The organism is Pseudooceanicola endophyticus, assembly GCF_018760365.1.
GTDB lineage: Bacteria > Pseudomonadota > Alphaproteobacteria > Rhodobacterales > Rhodobacteraceae > Pseudooceanicola > Pseudooceanicola endophyticus.
This window is the reverse complement of record NZ_JAHIAB010000013.1, coordinates 1-18,728: the sequence shown is the minus strand read 5'-3', so window position 1 is coordinate 18,728 and position 18,728 is coordinate 1. Positions and strand designations below refer to the sequence as shown.

16 protein-coding genes and 1 pseudogene are annotated in these 18,728 nt (G+C 68.7%); 12 read left to right on the top strand and 5 right to left on the bottom strand.

Going from position 1 to position 18,728, the window contains the following annotated elements:
• Positions 1 to 3 precede the first annotated feature (3 nt).
• The 6 genes and pseudogenes from KM176_RS19615 (at position 4) to KM176_RS19590 (ending at position 7,060) form a co-directional block, all read left to right on the top strand.
• The gene (locus KM176_RS19615; protein WP_160895614.1) at positions 4 to 2,055 is read left to right on the top strand and encodes an acetate--CoA ligase family protein; all 2,052 of its coding nucleotides are present in this window, start codon (positions 4 to 6) and stop codon (positions 2,053 to 2,055) included.
• Entirely contained in the window at positions 2,052 to 2,837 is a 786-nt protein-coding gene (locus tag KM176_RS19610; RefSeq protein WP_160895615.1) for a carnitinyl-CoA dehydratase, read from the top strand. Before KM176_RS19615 ends, KM176_RS19610 begins: the two co-directional genes overlap by 4 nt.
• A gap of 20 nt (positions 2,838 to 2,857) precedes the next feature.
• Entirely contained in the window at positions 2,858 to 3,778 is a 921-nt protein-coding gene (locus KM176_RS19605) for a BKACE family enzyme (RefSeq protein ID WP_160895616.1), read from the top strand.
• Positions 3,775 to 5,195, top strand: a pseudogene (locus KM176_RS19600) (carnitine 3-dehydrogenase). The gene KM176_RS19605 and the pseudogene KM176_RS19600 overlap by 4 nt, the downstream one beginning before the upstream one ends.
• 14 nt (positions 5,196 to 5,209) lie before the next feature.
• Positions 5,210 to 5,944, top strand: coding sequence for a class II aldolase/adducin family protein (locus KM176_RS19595; protein ID WP_160895617.1), 735 nt, complete (start codon positions 5,210 to 5,212; stop codon positions 5,942 to 5,944).
• A 117-nt stretch (positions 5,945 to 6,061) separates the two neighbouring features.
• Positions 6,062 to 7,060, top strand: a complete 999-nt coding sequence (locus KM176_RS19590; protein WP_236045388.1) for a zinc-dependent alcohol dehydrogenase family protein — start codon at positions 6,062 to 6,064, stop codon at positions 7,058 to 7,060.
• A gap of 32 nt (positions 7,061 to 7,092) precedes the next feature.
• On the opposite strand, the gene KM176_RS19585 is transcribed toward KM176_RS19590, so the two are convergent.
• Positions 7,093 to 8,085: an aldo/keto reductase gene (locus KM176_RS19585; RefSeq protein WP_160895619.1), complete on the bottom strand. Its 993-nt coding sequence runs from the start codon at positions 8,083 to 8,085 to the stop codon at positions 7,093 to 7,095.
• On the bottom strand, positions 8,082 to 9,581 hold the full coding sequence (locus KM176_RS19580; protein ID WP_160895620.1) for an NAD(P)-binding domain-containing protein: 1,500 nt from the start codon (positions 9,579 to 9,581) through the stop codon (positions 8,082 to 8,084). The genes KM176_RS19585 and KM176_RS19580 overlap by 4 nt, the downstream gene beginning before the upstream one ends.
• A gap of 449 nt (positions 9,582 to 10,030) precedes the next feature.
• On the opposite strand from KM176_RS19580, the gene ggt reads away from it, so the two are divergent.
• On the top strand, positions 10,031 to 11,725 hold the full coding sequence (ggt, locus tag KM176_RS19575; protein WP_160895621.1) for a gamma-glutamyltransferase: 1,695 nt from the start codon (positions 10,031 to 10,033) through the stop codon (positions 11,723 to 11,725).
• Positions 11,726 to 11,731: 6 nt separating this feature from the next.
• On the opposite strand, the gene KM176_RS19570 is transcribed toward ggt, so the two are convergent.
• On the bottom strand, positions 11,732 to 12,007 hold the full coding sequence (locus tag KM176_RS19570) for a WGR domain-containing protein (protein WP_160895622.1): 276 nt from the start codon (positions 12,005 to 12,007) through the stop codon (positions 11,732 to 11,734).
• A 231-nt stretch (positions 12,008 to 12,238) separates the two neighbouring features.
• On the opposite strand from KM176_RS19570, the gene KM176_RS19565 reads away from it, so the two are divergent.
• Positions 12,239 to 13,171, top strand: coding sequence for a 2-hydroxyacid dehydrogenase (locus KM176_RS19565; RefSeq protein ID WP_160895623.1), 933 nt, complete (start codon positions 12,239 to 12,241; stop codon positions 13,169 to 13,171).
• Between the two features lie 6 nt (positions 13,172 to 13,177).
• On the opposite strand, the gene KM176_RS19560 is transcribed toward KM176_RS19565, so the two are convergent.
• Both KM176_RS19560 and KM176_RS19555 read right to left on the bottom strand, forming a co-directional pair.
• A complete protein-coding gene (locus tag KM176_RS19560; protein WP_160895624.1) occupies positions 13,178 to 14,389 on the bottom strand; it encodes an MFS transporter in 1,212 nt (403 codons plus the stop codon).
• Positions 14,390 to 14,628: 239 nt separating this feature from the next.
• A complete protein-coding gene (locus KM176_RS19555) occupies positions 14,629 to 15,351 on the bottom strand; it encodes a GntR family transcriptional regulator (protein ID WP_236045385.1) in 723 nt (240 codons plus the stop codon).
• Positions 15,352 to 15,478: 127 nt separating this feature from the next.
• Between KM176_RS19555 and dctP the strand changes: the two genes are divergently transcribed.
• Genes dctP through KM176_RS19535 form a run of 4 tightly spaced genes read left to right on the top strand, consistent with a single transcriptional unit; the run spans position 15,479 to position 18,574 of the window.
• Positions 15,479 to 16,504 carry a TRAP transporter substrate-binding protein DctP gene (dctP, locus tag KM176_RS19550; RefSeq protein WP_160895625.1) on the top strand — a complete coding sequence of 342 codons (1,026 nt, stop codon included), beginning with the start codon at positions 15,479 to 15,481 and terminating at the stop codon, positions 16,502 to 16,504.
• A 58-nt stretch (positions 16,505 to 16,562) separates the two neighbouring features.
• Positions 16,563 to 17,084 (top strand): TRAP transporter small permease subunit, encoded by a 522-nt coding sequence (locus KM176_RS19545; RefSeq protein WP_160895626.1) that lies wholly within the window; start codon positions 16,563 to 16,565, stop codon positions 17,082 to 17,084.
• A complete protein-coding gene (locus KM176_RS19540; RefSeq protein ID WP_160895627.1) occupies positions 17,074 to 18,390 on the top strand; it encodes a TRAP transporter large permease in 1,317 nt (438 codons plus the stop codon). The genes KM176_RS19545 and KM176_RS19540 overlap by 11 nt, the downstream gene beginning before the upstream one ends.
• 13 nt (positions 18,391 to 18,403) lie before the next feature.
• Positions 18,404 to 18,574, top strand: a complete 171-nt coding sequence (locus KM176_RS19535) for a hypothetical protein (RefSeq protein ID WP_202397916.1) — start codon at positions 18,404 to 18,406, stop codon at positions 18,572 to 18,574.
• The last annotated feature ends 154 nt before the right edge of the window (positions 18,575 to 18,728 follow it).

The following is an 18,728-nucleotide window of genomic DNA, read 5'->3' as shown; positions in this document are numbered from 1 at the left end:
CCCATGAGGCCGCTCAGCCGGTTCTTTTCGCCCCGTGCCATCGCCGTGATCGGCGGTGGCACCTGGTGCGAAAGCGTGGTGCGCCAGTGCCGCGCGACGGGCTTTGCCGGAGAGATCTGGCCGGTCCATCCGAAAAAGACCGAGGTCGGCGGCCTGCCCGCCTATCCCGACCTGGCGGCGCTGCCCGGCGTGCCGGACGCGGCCTTCATCGGCGTCAACCGGGAGCTGACGGTCGCCATGGCGGCGGACCTCTCGGCGCGCGGCTGCGCCGGTGCGGTCTGCTTTGCCGCCGGTTTCAGCGAGGCCGTCTCGGAACTTTCCGACGGCGCCGATCTTCAGGCGCAACTGGTCGAAGCCGCCGGAGACATGCGGCTGCTGGGCCCCAACTGCTACGGCATCGTCAATGCGCTGGACGGTGTCGCGCTCTGGCCGGACCGGCACGGTCTGACGCCTCTCGACAGCGGGGTGGCGCTGATCGGCCAGTCCTCCAACGTGCTGATCAACCTGACCATGCAGCGGCGCGGCCTGCCGCTGGCCGCCGTGGTGGCGGCGGGCAACCAGGCGCAGACTTCGATGGCAGAGCTGGGCATCGCCCTGCTTGAGGACCCCCGGATCACCGCCCTTGGCCTGCATATCGAGGGGATCAGCGACCTGCCCGCCTTCGAGGCCCTGGCCAGCCGCGCCGCAGAACTGGGCAAGCCCATCGCGGCGCTGCGCGTCGGCTCTTCCTCCCAGGCACAGGCGGCGGCGGTCTCGCATACCGCGTCGCTTACGGGCAGCAGTGCCGGGGCGGTGGCCCTGCTGAAACGCCTGGGCATCGTCCAGGTCGACACCCCTTCGGAGCTGGTCGAGACGCTGAAGATCCTGCATGTGACGGGCGGGCTGCGCTCGGCCCGGATCGCCTCGGCTTCCTGCTCGGGGGGCGAGGCGTCGCTGATGGCGGATATGGGAGAGGCCTCGGGCGTCGATTTCCCGGCCCTGACCGAGGCGCAGAAAACCGGCCTGCGCGCGGCCCTCGGCCCCCGGGTCGCACTGGCCAACCCATTGGATTACAACACCTATATCTGGGGAGACGAAGAGGCTCTTGCCCGGACTTTCACCGCGCTTTGCACCGCCGACCTGGGCCTGGGCTGCGTGGTGATCGACTATCCCCGGCAGGACCGGTTCACCGCGCCCGATTACGATCAGGTGCTGCGGGCCGTGGCCCGGGCCGGTCGCGCGACCGGCACGCCGATGGCGCTGATCTCGTTGCTGGCCGAGGGTCTGCCCGAAGCCGTCGCAGCCCATGCGCTGGAGATGGGGGTCGTGCCGCTGTGTGGAATGGGCGATGCGCTGCGGGCGATCCGCGCCGCCGCCCAGGCGGGTCCCAGGAGGCGCGGCAACCGCCTGCCCGAGCCGGTGCTGCCCCCCGGCACCGGCCCCGCAGCCGCCCGCCTTTATTCCGAGGCCGAGGCCAAGGCCCTGCTGGAACGGGCGGGGGTCCGCGTGCCGCGCGCCAGCCGCGCCGCCAGCGCCGAGGAAGCCGGAGCCAGCGCCGCCCGGATCGGCTTTCCGGTGGTGCTGAAGGGCGAGGGCATCGCCCACAAGACAGAAGCCGGCGCGGTGGCGCTGAACCTTGCCAGCGCCGCCGCCGTGACCGAGGCCGCCACAAGAATGCCCGCGCAGAGCTTTCTGGTGGAAGAGATGATCACCGGCACCGTGAGCGAGCTGATCCTCGGCGTCACCCGCGATCCCGCCCATGGCTTCGTGCTGACCATCGGTCTGGGCGGCATCCTGACGGAGCTGATCCGCGACACCGTCTCGGTCCTCGTGCCGGCCCCCCGCGAAGAGATCCGCGCGGCGTTGAGGGACCTGCGCACTGCGGCGCTGCTGACCGGCTACCGGGGCCGGGCCCCGGCGGATCTGGAGGCGGTGCTGGACACCGTCATGGCCCTGCAGGAGCTGGTGCGCGCCCATGCCGGGCAGCTTGAGGAAATCGAGATCAATCCGCTGATCTGCCGCGCCGAGGGCGCGGTGGCGGCGGATGCCCTCATCAGGATGGGAGAGACCCCTTGACCCTTTCGAACGTGATCACCGCCCGACGCGGCGCGGTTCTTGAAGTGACGCTGAACCGGCCCAAGGCCAATGCGATCGACATCGCCACCAGCCGCGAGCTGGGCGAGATCTTCACCGCTTTCCGCGACGACCCGGAACTGCGGGTCGCCATCATAACCGGCGCGGGGCCCAAGTTCTTCTGCCCCGGCTGGGACCTGAAGGCCGCCGCCGAAGGCGAGGCCGCAGATGCCGATTACGGCAAGGGCGGTTTCGGCGGCCTGCAGGAACTGCGCGGCTTGAACAAGCCGGTGATTGCCGCCGTCAACGGTATCGCCTGCGGTGGCGGGCTTGAGCTGGCGCTTGGCGCCGACATCATCCTGGCCGCCGACCATGCCACCTTCGCCCTGCCGGAAATCCGCTCGGGTACGGTGGCGGATGCGGCAACCCTCAAGCTGCCGAAACGCATCCCCTATCACATCGCCATGGAACTGCTGTTCACCGGTCGCTGGTTCGACGCCGAAGAGGCGCATCGCTGGGGCCTGGTGAACCGCATCCTGCCCGCCGAGGCGCTGATGCAGGAGGCCCGCAAGATGGCCGACGATCTGGCCGCCGGTCCGCCGCTGGTCCTCGCCGCCATCAAGGAAATCGCCCGCGAGGCCGAGGACATGAAGTTCCAGGATGCCATGAACCGGATCAACGCCAGCCAGTTCGAAACGGTCGAGCGGCTCTACCGCTCCGAGGACCAGAAGGAAGGCGCCCGCGCCTTCGCCGAGAAACGCGACCCGGTCTGGACCGGTCGCTGACCCAGACGACAGGAGACATCATGCCGCTTCAGATGACCCGCAAGCTGTTCCTTACCGCCGCCATCACCGGCGCCGGCGCCACCCAGGACAAGAGCCCGCTGGTGCCGCGCTCTCCCAAGCAGATCGCCGAGGCCGCCATCGACGCCGCCCGCGCCGGGGCCGCCATCGTGCATTGCCATGTCCGCGATCCGCAAACCGGCGCGCCCTGCCGGGACCTCGACTATTACCGCGAGGTGACGGATCGCATCCGCTCCTCCGAGGTGGACGTGGTGCTGAACCTGACCGCCGGCATCGGCGGAGACCTGACCTTCGGCGCGCCGGAAACCCCGATGGACCTGGATGCGCCCAACACCGATATGGCCGGGGCCAGTGCCCGCATGGCGCATATCCGCGCCTGCCTCCCCGAGATCTGCACCCTCGATTGCGGCTCGATGAACTTTGGGGATGGCGATTACGTCATGACCAACACGACGAACATGCTGCGCGCCATGGGCGCCCAGATGACCGCCCTGGGCGTCAAGCCCGAGATCGAGGCCTTCGACACTGGTCACCTGTGGTTCGCCACCCAGCTGGTGAAGGAAGGCGTGCTGGCAGATCCGGCGCTGGTGCAGCTGTGCATGGGCGTGCCCTGGGGCGCGCCGAACGACCTGAACACCTTCCTGGCAATGGTCGGCAACGTGCCCGCCGGCTGGACCTGGTCGGCTTTCAGCCTGGGCCGGGACCAGATGCCCTATGTCGCTGCCGCCGCGCTGGCCGGTGGCAATGTCCGCGTCGGCCTCGAGGACAACCTCTACCTGGATCGCGGCGTGCTGGCGACCAACGCGCAGCTGGTCGAACGCGCCGCCTCGCTTCTGAGCAACATGGGCGCGACGCTGATCGGCCCGGCAGAGGTCCGCGCGCAGCTGGGCCTGGTGAAACGCGCCATGCCGGTGCCGGCATGAGCCGCGCGGCCCTGATTGGCGGCGGTGTCATCGGCGGCGGCTGGGCCGCGCGTCTGCTGCTGAACGGCTGGGATGTCAGCGTCTTCGACCCCGCCCCCGGGGCCGCGGCGCAGATCCGCGCCGTGCTGGAGAATGCCCGGGCATCCCTGCCCGCGCTCTATGATCGCGCCCTGCCCGCAGAAGGCCGCCTGACCCTTTGCGACAGCATCGCAGAGGCCGTCACCGGCGCCGACTGGGTGCAGGAAAGCGTCTCGGAACGGCTGGAGCTGAAGCACCGCGTCTATGCCGAGATCACCCCCCACCTGCCCGAGGGGGGCTTCATCGCCTCTTCGACCTCCGGCTTCAGGGCCTCGGAGCTGGGCGAAAAGGGGGCGCCCGTCGTGGTGGTGCATCCCTTCAACCCCGTCTACCTGCTGCCCCTGGCCGAGGTCTCGGGCCCCGAGGACTTGCGCGCCCGGGCGATACCGGTGATCACCGACCTGGGCATGTTCCCGCTGGAGCTGGAAACCGAGATCGACGCCTTCATCGGCAACCGCTTCCAGGAAGCGGTCTGGCGCGAGGCGCTGTGGATGCTGAAGGACGGCATCGCCACCACCACGCAGATCGACGATGCCATCCGCATGGGCTTCGGGCTTCGCTGGGCGCAGATGGGCCTGTTCGAGACCTACCGCATCGCAGGCGGGGCGGACGGGATGGCCAGCTACATCGCGCAGTTCGGCCCTCCCTCCACTGGCCCTGGTCGAAGCTGACCGACGTGCCCGAACTGGACGCGGATCTGATCGCGACGATCAGCGCCCAGTCCGATGCCCAGTCGGGGCACCTGAGCATCGCCCAGCTGGACCGGCTGCGCGACGACAATCTGGTCGCCATCCTGCGCGGGCTGCGCCATTGCGGCAGCGGCGCCGGTGGCGTGATCCTGCGCCACGAGGCCCAGTTGCCCGCGCTGGACGAACAAGACGGCCTGCCGGTCACCTCGCGCCGCGCGGTGCCGGTCACCTGGACGGACTACAACGGCCACATGAACGAAGCCGCCTATCTGGAACTGGGCAGCTGGGCCACCGACGGGCTGATGAAGCTGATCGGGGCGGATGCGGCCTATGTGGCTTCGGGCAAGAGCTTTTTCACCGTCGATACCCGCATCCGCTATCTGGCCGAGGTGCATCGCGACACGCAGCTGACGGTGACGACCCAGGTGCTTGAGGCGCAGGGCAAGAAGATGCGGCTGTTCCACCGGGTCTGGCTGCCGGATGGCACCCTGGCCACGACGCTGGAATGCCTGATGCTGCACACCGACCTGACCACCCGGCGCGCCAGCAGCCCCGAACCCGCCATCGCCGCCGCCCTGAGCTCCCTCGCCCAGGCCCATGCCGGCCTCCCCGCCGAAGGCGCGGGCGGCGCGGTGGGCCAGCGCCCCTGATCCCCGGACCCAAGATGACGCCAGAAGAGCAACAGACCCGCGAGGACCTGGCCGCCTGCTACCGGCTGGCCGCCCTGCACCGCTTCACCGACCTGATCTACACCCATATCACCGCCCGCATTCCCGGCCAGGAGGGGCATTTTCTGATCAATCCCTACGGCTGGCGTTGGGAAGAGATCACCGCCTCCTCCCTGGTCAGGATCGACACCGAGGGCCGCAAGCTCGACGGCAGTCCGCACCGGGTCAATCCGGCCGGCTTCACCATCCATTCGGCGCTGCACATGCATCGCCATGACGCCGCCTGGATCATGCATACCCATACCCGCGCGGGCGTCGCCCTGTCCTGCCTCGAAGAGGGGCTGCTGCCGCTCAACCAGATCTCCCTCCAGTTCCACAACCGCGTGGCCTACCACGATTTCGAGGGCATCTCGCTGGATCCGGAAGAACGTCAGCGCCTCGTCGCGGACATGGGGGATCACCCGGTCATGGTGCTGCGCAACCACGGGCTGATCGCCACCGGGCGCTCTGCCGCCGAGATGTTCTCGAACATGTTCTACCTGGAGCGCGCCTGCGAGATCCAGCTGGCCGCCACCGCCAGCGGTCGCCCGCTGCGCCTGATCGAAGACAGCATCGCGGACCGGGTGCATGGCCAATACGTGCAGATGAACGAGGAAGACGGCGACCTGGCGCTGGAATGGGCGGCGCACCTGCGCTCTCTCACCGGCCTGGCCAGCGATTACCGGAGCTGACCCCGGGGCGCGCGGCGGCAGGAAATCGTTGGAAACCGCAGGCAGCGCCCCAGATTACCCCGGGAACGGACCGACCCCGGCCCCGACAGCAAGACGAAAGGACATCCCTTGAAACAGATGACCCTCAGGGCGCCCGGTGGGCTGGACAACCTCGTGCTGGAAGACGCGGAGGACCCTGCCCGCCCCGGCCCCGGAGAGATCACCGTGCGGCTCCATGCGACCTCGCTCAACTACCATGACTACCGGGTCTGCGCGGTTCAAGGCGCCCTGCCCGACGGTCGTATCCCCATGGCCGACGGCGCCGGCCTGGTCGAGGCGGTGGGCGATGGGGTCACGGCCCTGCGTCCCGGCGATGCCGTGGTCTCGTGTTTCTTCCCGGACTGGCAGGAGGGCGACAGGCGCCCGCACGACTTTTCCGGCACGCCGGGCGACGGGCGCGACGGCTATGCCCGGGAACGCGTCACCCTGCCGGCCAGCTGGTTCACCGCCGCCCCGCAGGGCTGGAGCCACGCGGAAGCCGCCACCATCACCACCGCCGGGCTGACGGCCTGGCGTGCGCTGGTGGTCGATGGCGGGCTGAAGGCGGGGGATACCGTGGCGGTGCTGGGCACCGGCGGCGTCTCGGTCTACGCGCTGCAACTGGCCAAGGCGATGGGGGCCCGGGTCATCGCCACCTCCTCCTCGGATGCCAAGCTGGACCGGCTGAGCGCCCTCGGGGCTGATCACGTGATCAACTACCGCACGACACCGGACTGGGGCGCCGAGATGCAGCGCCTGACCGGCGGGCGCGGCGTCGATCTGGTGGTCGAGGTCGGAGGCCCCGGCACCCTGGCGCAGTCCATCGTGGCCGGGCGGCCCGGCGCGCATCTGGCACTGATCGGCGTGCTGACCGGGCGCGACGGCAAGATCCCGACGGCCCTGCTGATGGCGCGCCAACAGCGGCTTCAGGGCCTCATCGTCGGTTCGCGCCAGCACCAGCTGGATTTCGTGCGGGCGCTGGAGGCCCTGAGGATCCGTCCGGTGATCGATCGCACCTTCGACCTGCCCGATCTGGCCGCGGCCTTCCGCCATCAGGAAAGCGGCGCGCATTTCGGCAAGATCTGCGTGCGGATCTGACCCGGCTGCCGGCAGCGTTTCCGGGGGCCCGCTCAGCCGCCCAGGACCCAGGGCGCGACCAGCCCCCCGGAAACGCAGTCCTCCCAGAAGGCGAGGGGGATCGTCTCGGCGTAGCTGGCCAGCGTGCTGTGGACATGATGCAGGGTCTTGGTGGACCACAGCACCGAAACCACGCAGTCCTGCAGCAGCCCGAAGCGGATGATCGCGGCCCCCTCGCTGACGCCGTGGCGGGTGCAGATCTCTGCCAGCCGTGCCCGGAGCGGCGCGTTCGCCTCGCCGTAGAAGGCGCTGTTTCCGAAAGGAGAGGCGCTCAGCACCGCGATGTCGCGGGCCCGGCAGGCGGCCATCACCTCCTGCGCGCCGGCATGATCCACCAGCGACAGCCCTCCTGCGAAAAGCAGGATGTCGATGTCGAACCCCTCGAGGATGCGCATCGCGATCGCGGGCGTGTTGGCCCCCACCCCCACCATCCGCAGCAGCCCTTCCTCGCGCAGCTTCATCAGCGCGGGCATCCCGGTCTCCATCGCGCAGTCAAGGCCATTCGGACAGACGCTGAGCCCGTGCATGAAGGCAATGTCGGCACGGGTAATGCCCATCCGGTGCAGCGAGCTTTCGAAGGAATTGCGGATGCCGGCCTCGGAATAGTCGCAGATCGGCTTGAAGGCGAGGTTCTGGCTGTAGACCGAAGGGATCGGCACCCGCGTGCCATGGGCATCAAGGTCGATCCCCACCTTGGTTGACAGCAGGTAACTGTCGCGCGGCTTCCAGCGCAGCTGTTCGCCCAGGCGATGCTCGCACAGCCCGCTGCCGTAGAAGGGCGCGGTATCGTAGTAGCGCACGCCCGCCTCCCAGGCGGCCTCGAAGACGTCGCGCACCTCGGCCTCTCCGGCGGCGCCCACCGCCTCGCCCCAGCGGGCCGCGCCCAGCGACAGCTCGCTGAAGGTCAGGCCGGAGCGCCGGTGCAGGCGGGTCTTCACGCGGGCGGGGGTCTTGGGCGGCAGGGTCTGGATCTGGCTTTGGGTCATGGGGTCTCGGTCTCTGCGGCACGGCCTGTGCGGTTGATGAAATCGGGGGCGTAGAACGGGGTCGGCGCCAGCTCGTGCTCGCCCTCCCAGCGTCTGAGCTGCCCCAGAACGGCGTCGAATTCCTCGGCGAAGAGCTTCTGGCAGACCCGCGCGGCCAGCCAGTGACCGCCCGCGCTCAGCGTCGGCACGTCGAGCGAGAGGTTGCCCACGCTCAGGAACCCCGCGGCGTTGAACAGATGCACCCGCTCCAGCCCGGCCAGGGTATGCCCGGGCTTTTCCAGAAGCTCGAAATGGCGGCCGAGGTAGGGCATTCGCAGCAGATGCTCCGCCCCGGGGCGCGGCGGCACGAAACAGTCGCCCCAGAGCCGGATCGCTTCGTGGAGCCCGGCAAACAGCGGCTCCTGCATCAGGTCCACCCGGAAGCCGGTGCCGAGGATCAGGAAATCGTAGGCCTTTTCCTCTCCGGTCGAGATCCGCGCGCTCAGCCCCTCCGCCGTCGGCACCGCATGGGTGATCCGGGTGCCGAAGCGGATGACAAAGCCCGGATGCCGGCAGGTGCGCAACACGGTTTCATGCGGGGGCGGGGCGGGCATGCTGTCCAGATAGGTCGTCAGCGTCCAGCGCTGCGCATCATCCAGATCCATCCAGCCCTCGGCAAAGCCCGCGTTGGAATGCGCCCGGCCCTTGTTGACCTGCGGCAGGGCCAGACGGCGGCAGAACATCTCGACCGAGGCGGCGCCGGCTTCCAGCGCCGTCGCGGCATTGTCCCAGGCCGAGGCCCCGGCCCCGATCACCGCCACGCGCCGGCCCCGCAGCGCGGCAAAGTCGATCTCCTGGCTGGTATGGGCGGCGCGCCCGGTCGACAGCAGCGCCGGATCGACGCCCGCCGGCAGGCTCCAGCCGCCGGTGGCAGCCCGGCCCGTGGCCACTACCACGCGCTTGGCGTAAAGGGTGCGGCCATCCTCGCAGTCCAGCGCCACGTGATCGGCGGCGGGCCGCAGCGCCGTGACCGCGACCCCGCTCTGCATCGGCAGCGCCAGCGTGCGGCGCACCCAGGCGATGTAATCGACCCAGACCGCGTTCGGCACCTTGTAGAGCGCCTCCCAGGCGGCCTTGCCGAAGGTCGCCTCGTACCAGGCCGGAAAGGTCAGGGCCCCGGTCCCGAGAGAGATCCCCGGCAGTGTCTTCGGAGAGCGCAGCGTCGGCATCCGGGCATAGGTGGTCCAGGGCCCCTCCCGGCCTTCCGGGTTGCGCTCGAGGATCAGGATATTGCGCAGGCCGCGCGCCCAGAGCTCTGCGGCACAGGACACGCCGTACATGCCGCCGCCGATCACCACGGCATCCAGAAGCGGCTGGCCGTCCGGCCCGGGGCGCGGCACGGTCCATTCGGCACCGGGCAGGCCCAGCTGGCGCAGCTGCCGGGCCACGGCGGCCTCAGCGGCCCCCGGCACCGCGTGGGCGCTGTCCATCGACATGTCGTTCGGCAAAGAATGCATGGTCCTGTTCCTGTCGCAGCCCGGCACACGCCCCGGGTCAAGGCATCGGCTTAGGGTCGTTTTCCCTGCAATCGCAGCGGCATGGCCCGTCGGGATCGACCTTAGGAGCATTGTTCCGCAAAAAGTCTGCAATCTGCGCCGGGAACCGCGGCCCCGATGCGCGGGGTTTCGAAATTTGCGCCGAACTGCGACCGAATTGATGCGTCCTGCCTGGATTGCCCACAAAATGCTCACGTCTTTGCGGGGTCGCACCGGAAAATCGCCTCATCGGAGCCATACCGCTTTCAGCGTGCACGGGAACCGGCAGCGCGCCGCACCCGCCTGGGGCGCCGACCTGCGGCTCTGCTGGGCAGGCGCCCGGGTGGCGGACGTTTTGCGGGACCCGGCGATTGCAGCCCTCTGCCGAACGCGGTCTAACCGGGACCTGACAGCGCAGAACGAGGCAGGACATGACCGCAGCCGCTCCCTTCCAGGTCCAGACGACGAAATTCCCGGTGCGGGCGCGGGGCGGCATCGTCACCGCGAACCATCCGCTTGGCGCCGCCGCCGGGGCCGAGATGCTGGCGGCGGGCGGCAATGCCGTAGATGCCGCCGTGGCGACGCTGCTGACCCTGACGGTGGTCGAGCCGATGATGGTGGGGATCTGCGGCGGTGGCCTGGCCCATGTCCGCCTGCCCGATGGCACGCATGAGGTCATCGACGGCCTGTCCGCCGCCGGAGAGCGCGCCGACCCGGCGATGTTCACGCCGGTCTCGGACCATCCCGCCCGCTATATGGAGGCCGAGGGCCGGCTGAACGACATCGGCCGCGCCGCCGTTGCCGTGCCCGGCAGCCTGGCCGCCTGGGCCATGATGCATGACCGCCACGGCCGCCTGCCCTTCGCCGATCTGGTGCAGCCGGCGATCCGCCACGCGCGCGGCGGCTTCAAGGTCACGCATTACCTGGCCGGCGCCCTGCACGACAGCCTGGCCTACATGGGCGACGCCATCGACCCGGCCTTCGCCGCGATCTTCCTGCCCGGCGGCAAGCCCCTCGCCCCAGGGGATGTCCTGATCCAGGAAGACTATGCCCGCAGCCTTGAGGCCATCGCCGCCGCGGGCGCCGCCGCCCTGCATGGCGGGAGGCTGGGGCAGGCGCTGGTCGATACGCTGGCAGAGGGGCCGCTGCCCGCCGCCCGGCTGACCCTGGCCGATCTGGAAGGCTATGCGCCGCAGGTGCTGGCGCCGATCCGGGGGCACTACCGGGGGCTGGATGTCTACGGGCCGCCGCCGCCGGCGTCCTCGGGCGTGCATGTGCCGCAGATGCTGAACATGCTGGCGCAGTACGACCTTTCCGCCATGGCCTATGACGCACCGGAGCGGCTGCACCTGCTGGGCCAGGTGATGCGCCGCACCTTCCGCGACCGCAACCGCTACAGCGGCGATCCGCGCTTTGTCGATGTGCCGGTCGAACGGCTGATCTCCGAAGGCTACGCGCTGGAATGCCTGGCCGAGCTGGACGCCGAAGATCCGCTGATGCCCGAGCGCGCGGGCCGCGAAAGCACCGACACCACCCATGTCACCATTGCCGATGGATCGGGGATGATCGTCTCGGCCACCTTCACGATCAACGGGCTGTTTGGCGCCAAGTTCGTGGTGCCCGGCACCGGGATCATCCCCAACAACTACAACTGGAATTTCGATCCCCGCCCCGGCAAGGCGCTTTCGGTCGTGCCGGGCAAGCGGGTGCCGACCTCCATGGCGCCGCTGATCCTGACCCGGGACGACCGCCCGGTGCTGGCGCTTGGCCTGCCGGGCGCGACGCGGATCTTCCCCTCCGCCATGCAGGCGATCCTGAACATCGTCGATCATGGCATGGATCTGCAGACGGCGGTCGAGGCACCCCGGGTCTGGTCCCAGGGTCAGGAGCTTGAGCTGGAGCCGGCCTTCCATGCCCTCGCGCCGCGGCTGGAGGCGCTTGGCAACACGGTGAAGCTGGTGCGTCACATCGGCGGCGGGCTGAACGCGATCCGCTTCCATCCCGATGGCACGATGGAGGGCGCCTGCTGCTGGCGCGCCGATGGCACCGTGCTGGGTCTGGGGGGCGGACGGGCCGCAGAAGGCGTGCGCTTTGCCATCACCGCGCCCGACAGCGATCCCGACTGAGGCCCCTCAGCCCGGGTGATCGAGGCGATAGCCGCGCCGGCGCTTCACCGCCGCCAGCCGCAACAGCTCCGAGATCGCCCGGCCCTCGTCCGAGAAGCACTGCACCATGACCTTGCCGGGATAGCCGACCCGCCCCCATTCCCGAACCAGGCTGGCGCCTCCGAACAGGTCGCGCTGCACCGTGATCCGGTAGTAGCGCAGGATATTGCGCGGCGGCTCCACCCTCAGCAGGCTGAGGCTGGTGGGAAAGACATCGAACTGGCTGTCGGTGGCGGGCGTCATTCTCGGGTCCATCGGCGGGACCCCATGATAGCAGCCGCAACGCCAAGCGCCATGCCCGTCACGCCGAATTGCGCCCATCAGTCGCGGAATTCCGGTCCCTGCGCTGCGTATCCCGCGGGCGGGGGGCCGCACGCGAAGGGATTGCAGGGGCGGCGCTGCCCCGCAGAGGCTTGCGCCGGGCCCGGGGCTGGTCTTCAGTCGCCCCCGAAGACAAGAAGACCGGAGCCCGCGATGACCGTTGCCATCTACATCCCCTCGGACGAGTCCAGCCAGGAGTGGCGCGACCGCCTCGCCCGGCTTCTGCCGGAGATGACCGTGCAGACCTTCGAAGAGGTGACCGACCCCGCCGCCGTGCACTATGCCGTGGTCTGGAAACCGCCGACCGGCGCCATCGCGGGCTTTGCCAACCTCAGGGCCGTCGTCTCGCTCGGGGCGGGGGTCGATCACGTGCTGGAGGACCGCGAACTGCCCGCCCACCTGCCGATCATCCGCACCGTGGGCACCGATCTGACGCAAAGGATGCGGGAGTTCGTGGCGCTTCAGGTGCTGCTGCACCATCGCCGCCTGCCCGAGGTTCTGGCCCGCCAGCGTGCCCATGTCTGGGAAAAGCTGGTGACGCCGCCGGCACCGCGCCGGGTCGTCGGGGTGATGGGGCTGGGCAATATCGGCGCCGCCTCGGCGCAGGCCCTCGCCGGGCTGGGCTTTGACGTGCGCGGCTGGGCACGCAGCCCGCACGAGATCGCGGGCGTCACCTGCTTTGCCGGGGAAGACGGCCTTGCCCCCTTCCTGGCGGGTTGCGAGATCCTGGTCTGCCTGCTGCCGCTGACCGAGAGCACCCGGGCCATCCTGAATGCCGCGCTTTTCGCGCAGCTGGCGCCGGGGGCGGTGGTGATCAACCTGGCGCGCGGCCCGCATCTGGTGGTGGCGGACCTGCTGGAGGCGCTGGCCTCGGGGCAGCTCTCCGGCGCCAGCCTCGATGTCTTCGAGACCGAGCCGCTGCCTGCGGATGACCCCCTCTGGGACCATCCGCAGATCATCGTGACGCCGCACGTTGCCTCCTTCATCGATGCCGAGACCGGCAGCCGGCTCGTGGCCGCCAATATCGCGCGCTTCGAGGCCGAGGGCAGCGTGCCCGACCTGGCCGATGCCGGGCGCGGCTACTGAGCGGCCCTAGGGCCTGAGGCTCTGGCCGAGGCGCGGCGCCACCGGCCAGAGCAGCAGCATCAGCACGGCGAGGATGGCGAAATGCGCCTCGGCCAGGGTGCTGTAATCATAGTGTTGCGCCAGCAGGCCGATGACCAGCACGGACCCGGCCGCCAGCGCATAGGTGATCGCCGCATAGAGCGAGGCCAGCCGCCCCTGCCGTGCCGGGCTGGTGCCATGGGTGATCAGCACCAGCGAGAGGCGGTAGCTCATGCCGCCCATGTAGCCCAGCAGCGCCGCGCCCGGCACCACCAGCAGGCCAAGGCCGGTGCGCGCGGCCAGGATCACCAGCGCCAGGCCGACCGCCCCTGCCAGCATCCCGTGCGAACGCGGCAGGCGCACCGCCAGCCAGGGGCTGCCGACCTGACCGGCAAAGCTGAAGACCAGCATCACGGGCACCGCCAGCGCTTGTGCCAGCGGCTGCCCGGCATGGGCAAAGAGCGTCGGCGAGAGCACGATGGAAGACGACAGCGCGATCCAGGCCACGCAGCCCGTCACCAGCCGCAGGATGTGGCGGCCCAGCACCGCCGTTACGCCGCCCGCCTCGCCGGAGGGGCGGACATCGCGGGCGTTCTGGCTGCGCCGCGCCCAGAGGACCAGCGCCAGCGGCACCAGCAGCACCAGACAGATCAGCGCATGCAGCCGGAAGGTCAGGTGCACCGCCGCATCCCCGAAGGACCACAGCATCATCTGGGAGCCGATGGTACCGATGATGGCCCCCGCAAGGTTGCCGGTGGCCGAAAGGCCCCGCCCCCGGTCGCCCAGCACCGCCGTCACCAGCGCAGCCGAAGCCCCGGTGCCGCACCCGCCCGAGATCCCGGCCAGCACCCGGCCCGCCAGAATGCCCCAGGTCGTCCCGGTCGAGAGCAGCAGGTCGCCCGCCATCGCCAGCACCAGCGCCGCGCAGAGCATCTGCGGCGCCCGGCCCGCCGGACCCGGACGCGCCGCCCAGACCAGCGTCACGATCAGCGCGCCCACGTAGACCGAGAAGGTCAGCGTCAGCTCCAGCGGGGAAAAGCCCAGCTCGGTATTGTAGACGGGCAGCAAGGGCGTGGTGGAGTTGGTGCCCGCCAGCAGCAGGCTGAAGGCCATGGCCGCCAGCCCGCCCTGCGCCAACGACAGGCTGCGCGCGCCGATCCGCGCCGGCAGGCTGCCGGCAGAGCCATCGAGAAGCGCCATGTCAGCACCCCGGTCCGGAAAGCGGGCGCGGGGCGCGAAGCGGGTGCAGCGGGCAGGTCATGGGAGGTCCTTCCAGTGAGTCTTGCCGCCGGCATAGACCGAAGCCCGGGCCGCTGCCACGCACGCCCGGGTTCGTCGCAGGCCCGGACCCGCTCTGCCCCGGGCGCGGCGGGCAAGAAACAGGCACCGGGCCGGGCGATCCTGCCGGCGGTTGCTATCCTTCAGACGAACCGGGGCCCTCAGAAGTACTGGGGATAGCGGGCGCGGATATCCTCGATCTGGGCCAGGGTCCCGGAGAGATGTTCCCGCACCGCCGCCTCGGCGCCCGGCACATCGCCCGCGCGGATCGCCGCCAGGATCTGGCGGTGGCACAGGATGATCGAGGAGGGCTTGCCCGGGTCGGGAAGGTTGAGGTTGCGCAGCCGGTCGATATGGCCGGAGCGCGCGGTGATCAGGTCCCACAGGGTCTCGACCCCGACAAGACCGCAGAGCGTGCGGTGGAAGCTGCGGTCGAGCACGAAGAACTCTCCCATGTCGCCGGCTTCGCGCGCGCGTTCCTGGCGCTGAAGAATCGTCTCGATCTCGGGGAGGACGGCAGGATCATGGGCCTGCGTCAGGCGCCGGGTCACCTCCAGCTCGACCGAGAGGCGCAGGAACTGGGTTTCCCGGGCATGGTCGATGTCGATCCGCGACACTTCGGTCTTGGACTGCGGGAAGATCAGCAGCAGGCCTTCCTCGGCCAGGCGCTGCATGGCCTCGCGCACCGGGGTCTGGCTGACGCCGTAGGTTTCGGAGACCTCGGTGCGCGACAGCGATTGCCCGGGCAGGAGTTGCAGGGACACGATGCGGTCCCGCAGGGCCGCATGGACCTGCTGGCTGGCCGAAATGCGCTTGATCGGGCTGGGTCCGACAGAGGACCGCACGTCCCCGACCATCAGGTCCGAGGGGGTGGAACCGCTCATTTTCAGGATTTCCATCCTCAGGAAGTTTCTCTTGGCGGAAATCTACAACGGGCTTGCGTGGAATGCACTAATATATTAATGCATGAGTTGAGCGGAATTTACTGAGACCGCTTCAAGGGAGGACATCATGAAACTTACGCTGACGGCGCTTCTTGCCGCCACTGTTGCCATGCCTGCGGCCATCGCATCGGCCCAGACGCTCAACATCCAGACCTCGTTCAACGCGGGCGATTTCTCGACCCAGTTCCTGACCGACAAATGGCTGCCGAAAATCGAGGAGATGACGGACGGCCGGATCAAGATCGTGCTGACGCCGAACGGGTCGGTCGTGCCGGCGCGCGAGACCCCCGAGGCGGTGGCTGCGGGCGTGCTGGACGGCGACTTCACCTCGGTGAACTACTTCGCGGGCCTGGAGCCTGCCTACGCGATCATGGGCGACCTGATCTCGGGCTATGACACCCCGGAGCAGATGCTGGGCTTCTGCAAGGACGGCGGCGGCGAGGCGATGATGCAGAAGGCTGCGGATTCGGTCACCGGCGGCGAGGTCCACGTTGTGGCCTGCGGTCCCTACTCCAAGGAATCCCTGCCCGCCCGCGTGCCGATCAACACCTTCGAGGACCTGGCCGGCAAGAAGATCCGCTCGCCCGAGGGCCTGGCCGCAGCCGTCTTCAAGGCCGCCGGTGCCTCGCCCGTGTCGATCCCCTTCTCGGAAGTCTACGGCGCGCTGGAAAAGGGCATCGTCGATGCTGCCGACGCCTCGGCCTACGTGAACAACTCCACCTCGGGCCTGCACGACGTGGCGCCCTACCCGCTCTACCCGGGCATCCACTCCATGCCCTCGATGCAGTTCACCATCAACGAGGAAACCTGGGAGAAGATCTCTCCCGAGGATCAGAAGGCGCTGCATGACTGGTGGTACGACGCCATGTTCGCCATGGCCAAGGAAACCGCGCGGCTCGACAAGGAGCTGGCAGAGCGCGACGAGGCCGGCGGCAAGATCCACGTGATCAACTGGGCCCAGGCCGACCGCGACAAGATGCGTGATGTTGCCCGCAAGCAGTGGGAAGAATACGCCAAGAAGTCGCCGCTGGCGCAGGAAGCGCTGGATGCGAACCTCAAGTACATGACCGAGATCGGCCTCTTCAAAGAGTGATCCGCCGGCCGCGCCCCGCTCCCGGGCGCGGCCCTTCCCCACATTCCCGGAGGGTGCCATGAAGAACCTTCTGGCCCGCTACGCCCGATGGATGGACCGCATCAGCGTCTTCATCGGCCAGGGCTGCTCTATCCTGTTTTTCGCCTGTATCCTGATCTCGGCCGCCGAGGTCGTGCTGCGATACGGCTTCGACCGCCCCTCCGACTGGTCCACCGAGATGTCGATGACACTCTGTGCCTCGGCCTGGGTGCTGGCGGTCGGCTACGTGACGGAACGCAACCGCCACATCTCGATCACCATGCTGGAACTCGTCGTCGGGCCGAAGGTCTGGCACTGGTTCCGCCTGTTCCAGATGCTGATCAGCTTCGGCGCGGTCTTCGTTCTGACCCTGGCGCTGTGGAAACCCGCCATGAAGGTGCTGTCGCGGACCGAGTATTCCGGCACCGCCTTCAACTCCATCCAGCCCACCATCTTCAAGACCATCATCATCGTGGGCTGCGTGATCTACCTGGCCCAGCTTCTGGCCAACATCATCCGCTGGTGCCAGAAAACCGAAGGAGACATCAGCGTTGGGCATTGAATTCATTACCCTTCTGATCGTCCTGTCGCTGCTGGCGCTGATGGCGCTTGGCGTGCCGCTGGGCGTCACCACCCTGACCGTCTCTCTGGGCACGGCGCTGCTGTATTTCGGCGAGCGCGCAGGCTTCTTCATCGTCGCCGCCAACGTCGGCGAGGTGCTGCACAAGTACGAGCTGATCGCGGTGCCATTCTTCGTCTTCATGGCCAACGTGCTGGAACGATCAGGGATCGCCAAGACACTGTTTGACTCCATGGCGATCATGGGCGGGCGCTTCCGCGGCTCGGTCGGCGTGCAGACCTGCATCGTCGCCGTCGTGCTGGCCGCCATGTCCGGCATCATGGGCGGCGAGATCGTCATGCTGGGCCTGATCGCCCTGCCGCAGATGCTGCGCCTGGGCTACGACAAGAAGCTCTCGATCGGCATCATCTGTGCCGCCGGCGCCCTGGCCACGCTGATCCCGCCCTCGGTGGTGCTGATCATCTACGGCCTTGCCGCTCAGGTCTCGATCACCAAGCTCTTCGCGGCCTCCGCCGGCCCCGGCGTGCTGCTGGCCGCCCTCTACATCGGCTACATCCTGCTGCGGGTTCGCCTGAACCCCTCCATGGCGCCGATCTACGACATTCCCGAAACCGGCCTGCCCTTCATGCAGCGCCTGAAGTTCATGAAGGGCGTCATCCTGCCCGCGATCCTGATCGGCTCCGTGCTGGGCGTGATTTACTCAGGCATTGCCACCGTCACAGAGGCCGCGGCCATCGGCGCCGTCGGCGCGGTGGTCATCGCCGGCATCCGCAAGGAACTCAGCTGGCGGATGCTGCGCGACAGTATGCGCCAGACGGTGCTGACCGTCGGTTCGATCATCTGGCTGGTGCTGGGCGCGGTCTCGCTGATCGGCATCTACAACCGGATCGGCGGCGGGGAATTCCTGCGCGGCGTTCTGACCGGCCTCGACGTCGCCCCCATCGTCGTCATCATCGTCATGATGCTGATCGTCATGGTTCTGGGCACCTTCCTGGAGTGGATCGCCATCCTCTTCATCACCGTGCCGATCTTCGCCCCCGTGGTGGTGGCGCTCGGCTACGACCCGGTCTGGTTCGGCGTGCTCTTCGCCATGAACATTCAGATCTACTACCTCTCGCCGCCCTTCGGACCCGCCTGCTTCTTCCTGAAGTCCGTGGCCCCAAAGGAGATCGAGCTGCAGGACATCTTCCTGGCCGTGCTGCCCTTCATCGGGCTCCAGGCGGTTGGTCTGCTGCTGGTGCTGTTCATCCCCGACCTGGCGCTCTGGCTGCCCTCGATGCTGAACTGAGGAGACCGATCCGATGACCGAAGACGACAAATACAAGCTGACCCGTCAGGACGAGGACATCTCGGCCCCCGAGTACGAGGCCGAGGAAAAGGCCGAGTACTACGATTTCGGCAACTGGCCCGAGGTGTTCGGGCTGGCCCTGGCCGCCCTGCTGTTCTGGCTCAGCTTCGCATTCACGGGATAAGACGACATGACACGCAAGAAACCTGAAGATCTCCGTTCCGGGCGCTGGTTCTCTCCGGATGACCTGCGCAGCTTCGGGCACCGTTCGCGGATGATGCAGCTGGGCTATTCGGAGGAAGAGTTCCGCGACAAGCCCGTGATCGGCGTCCTGAGCA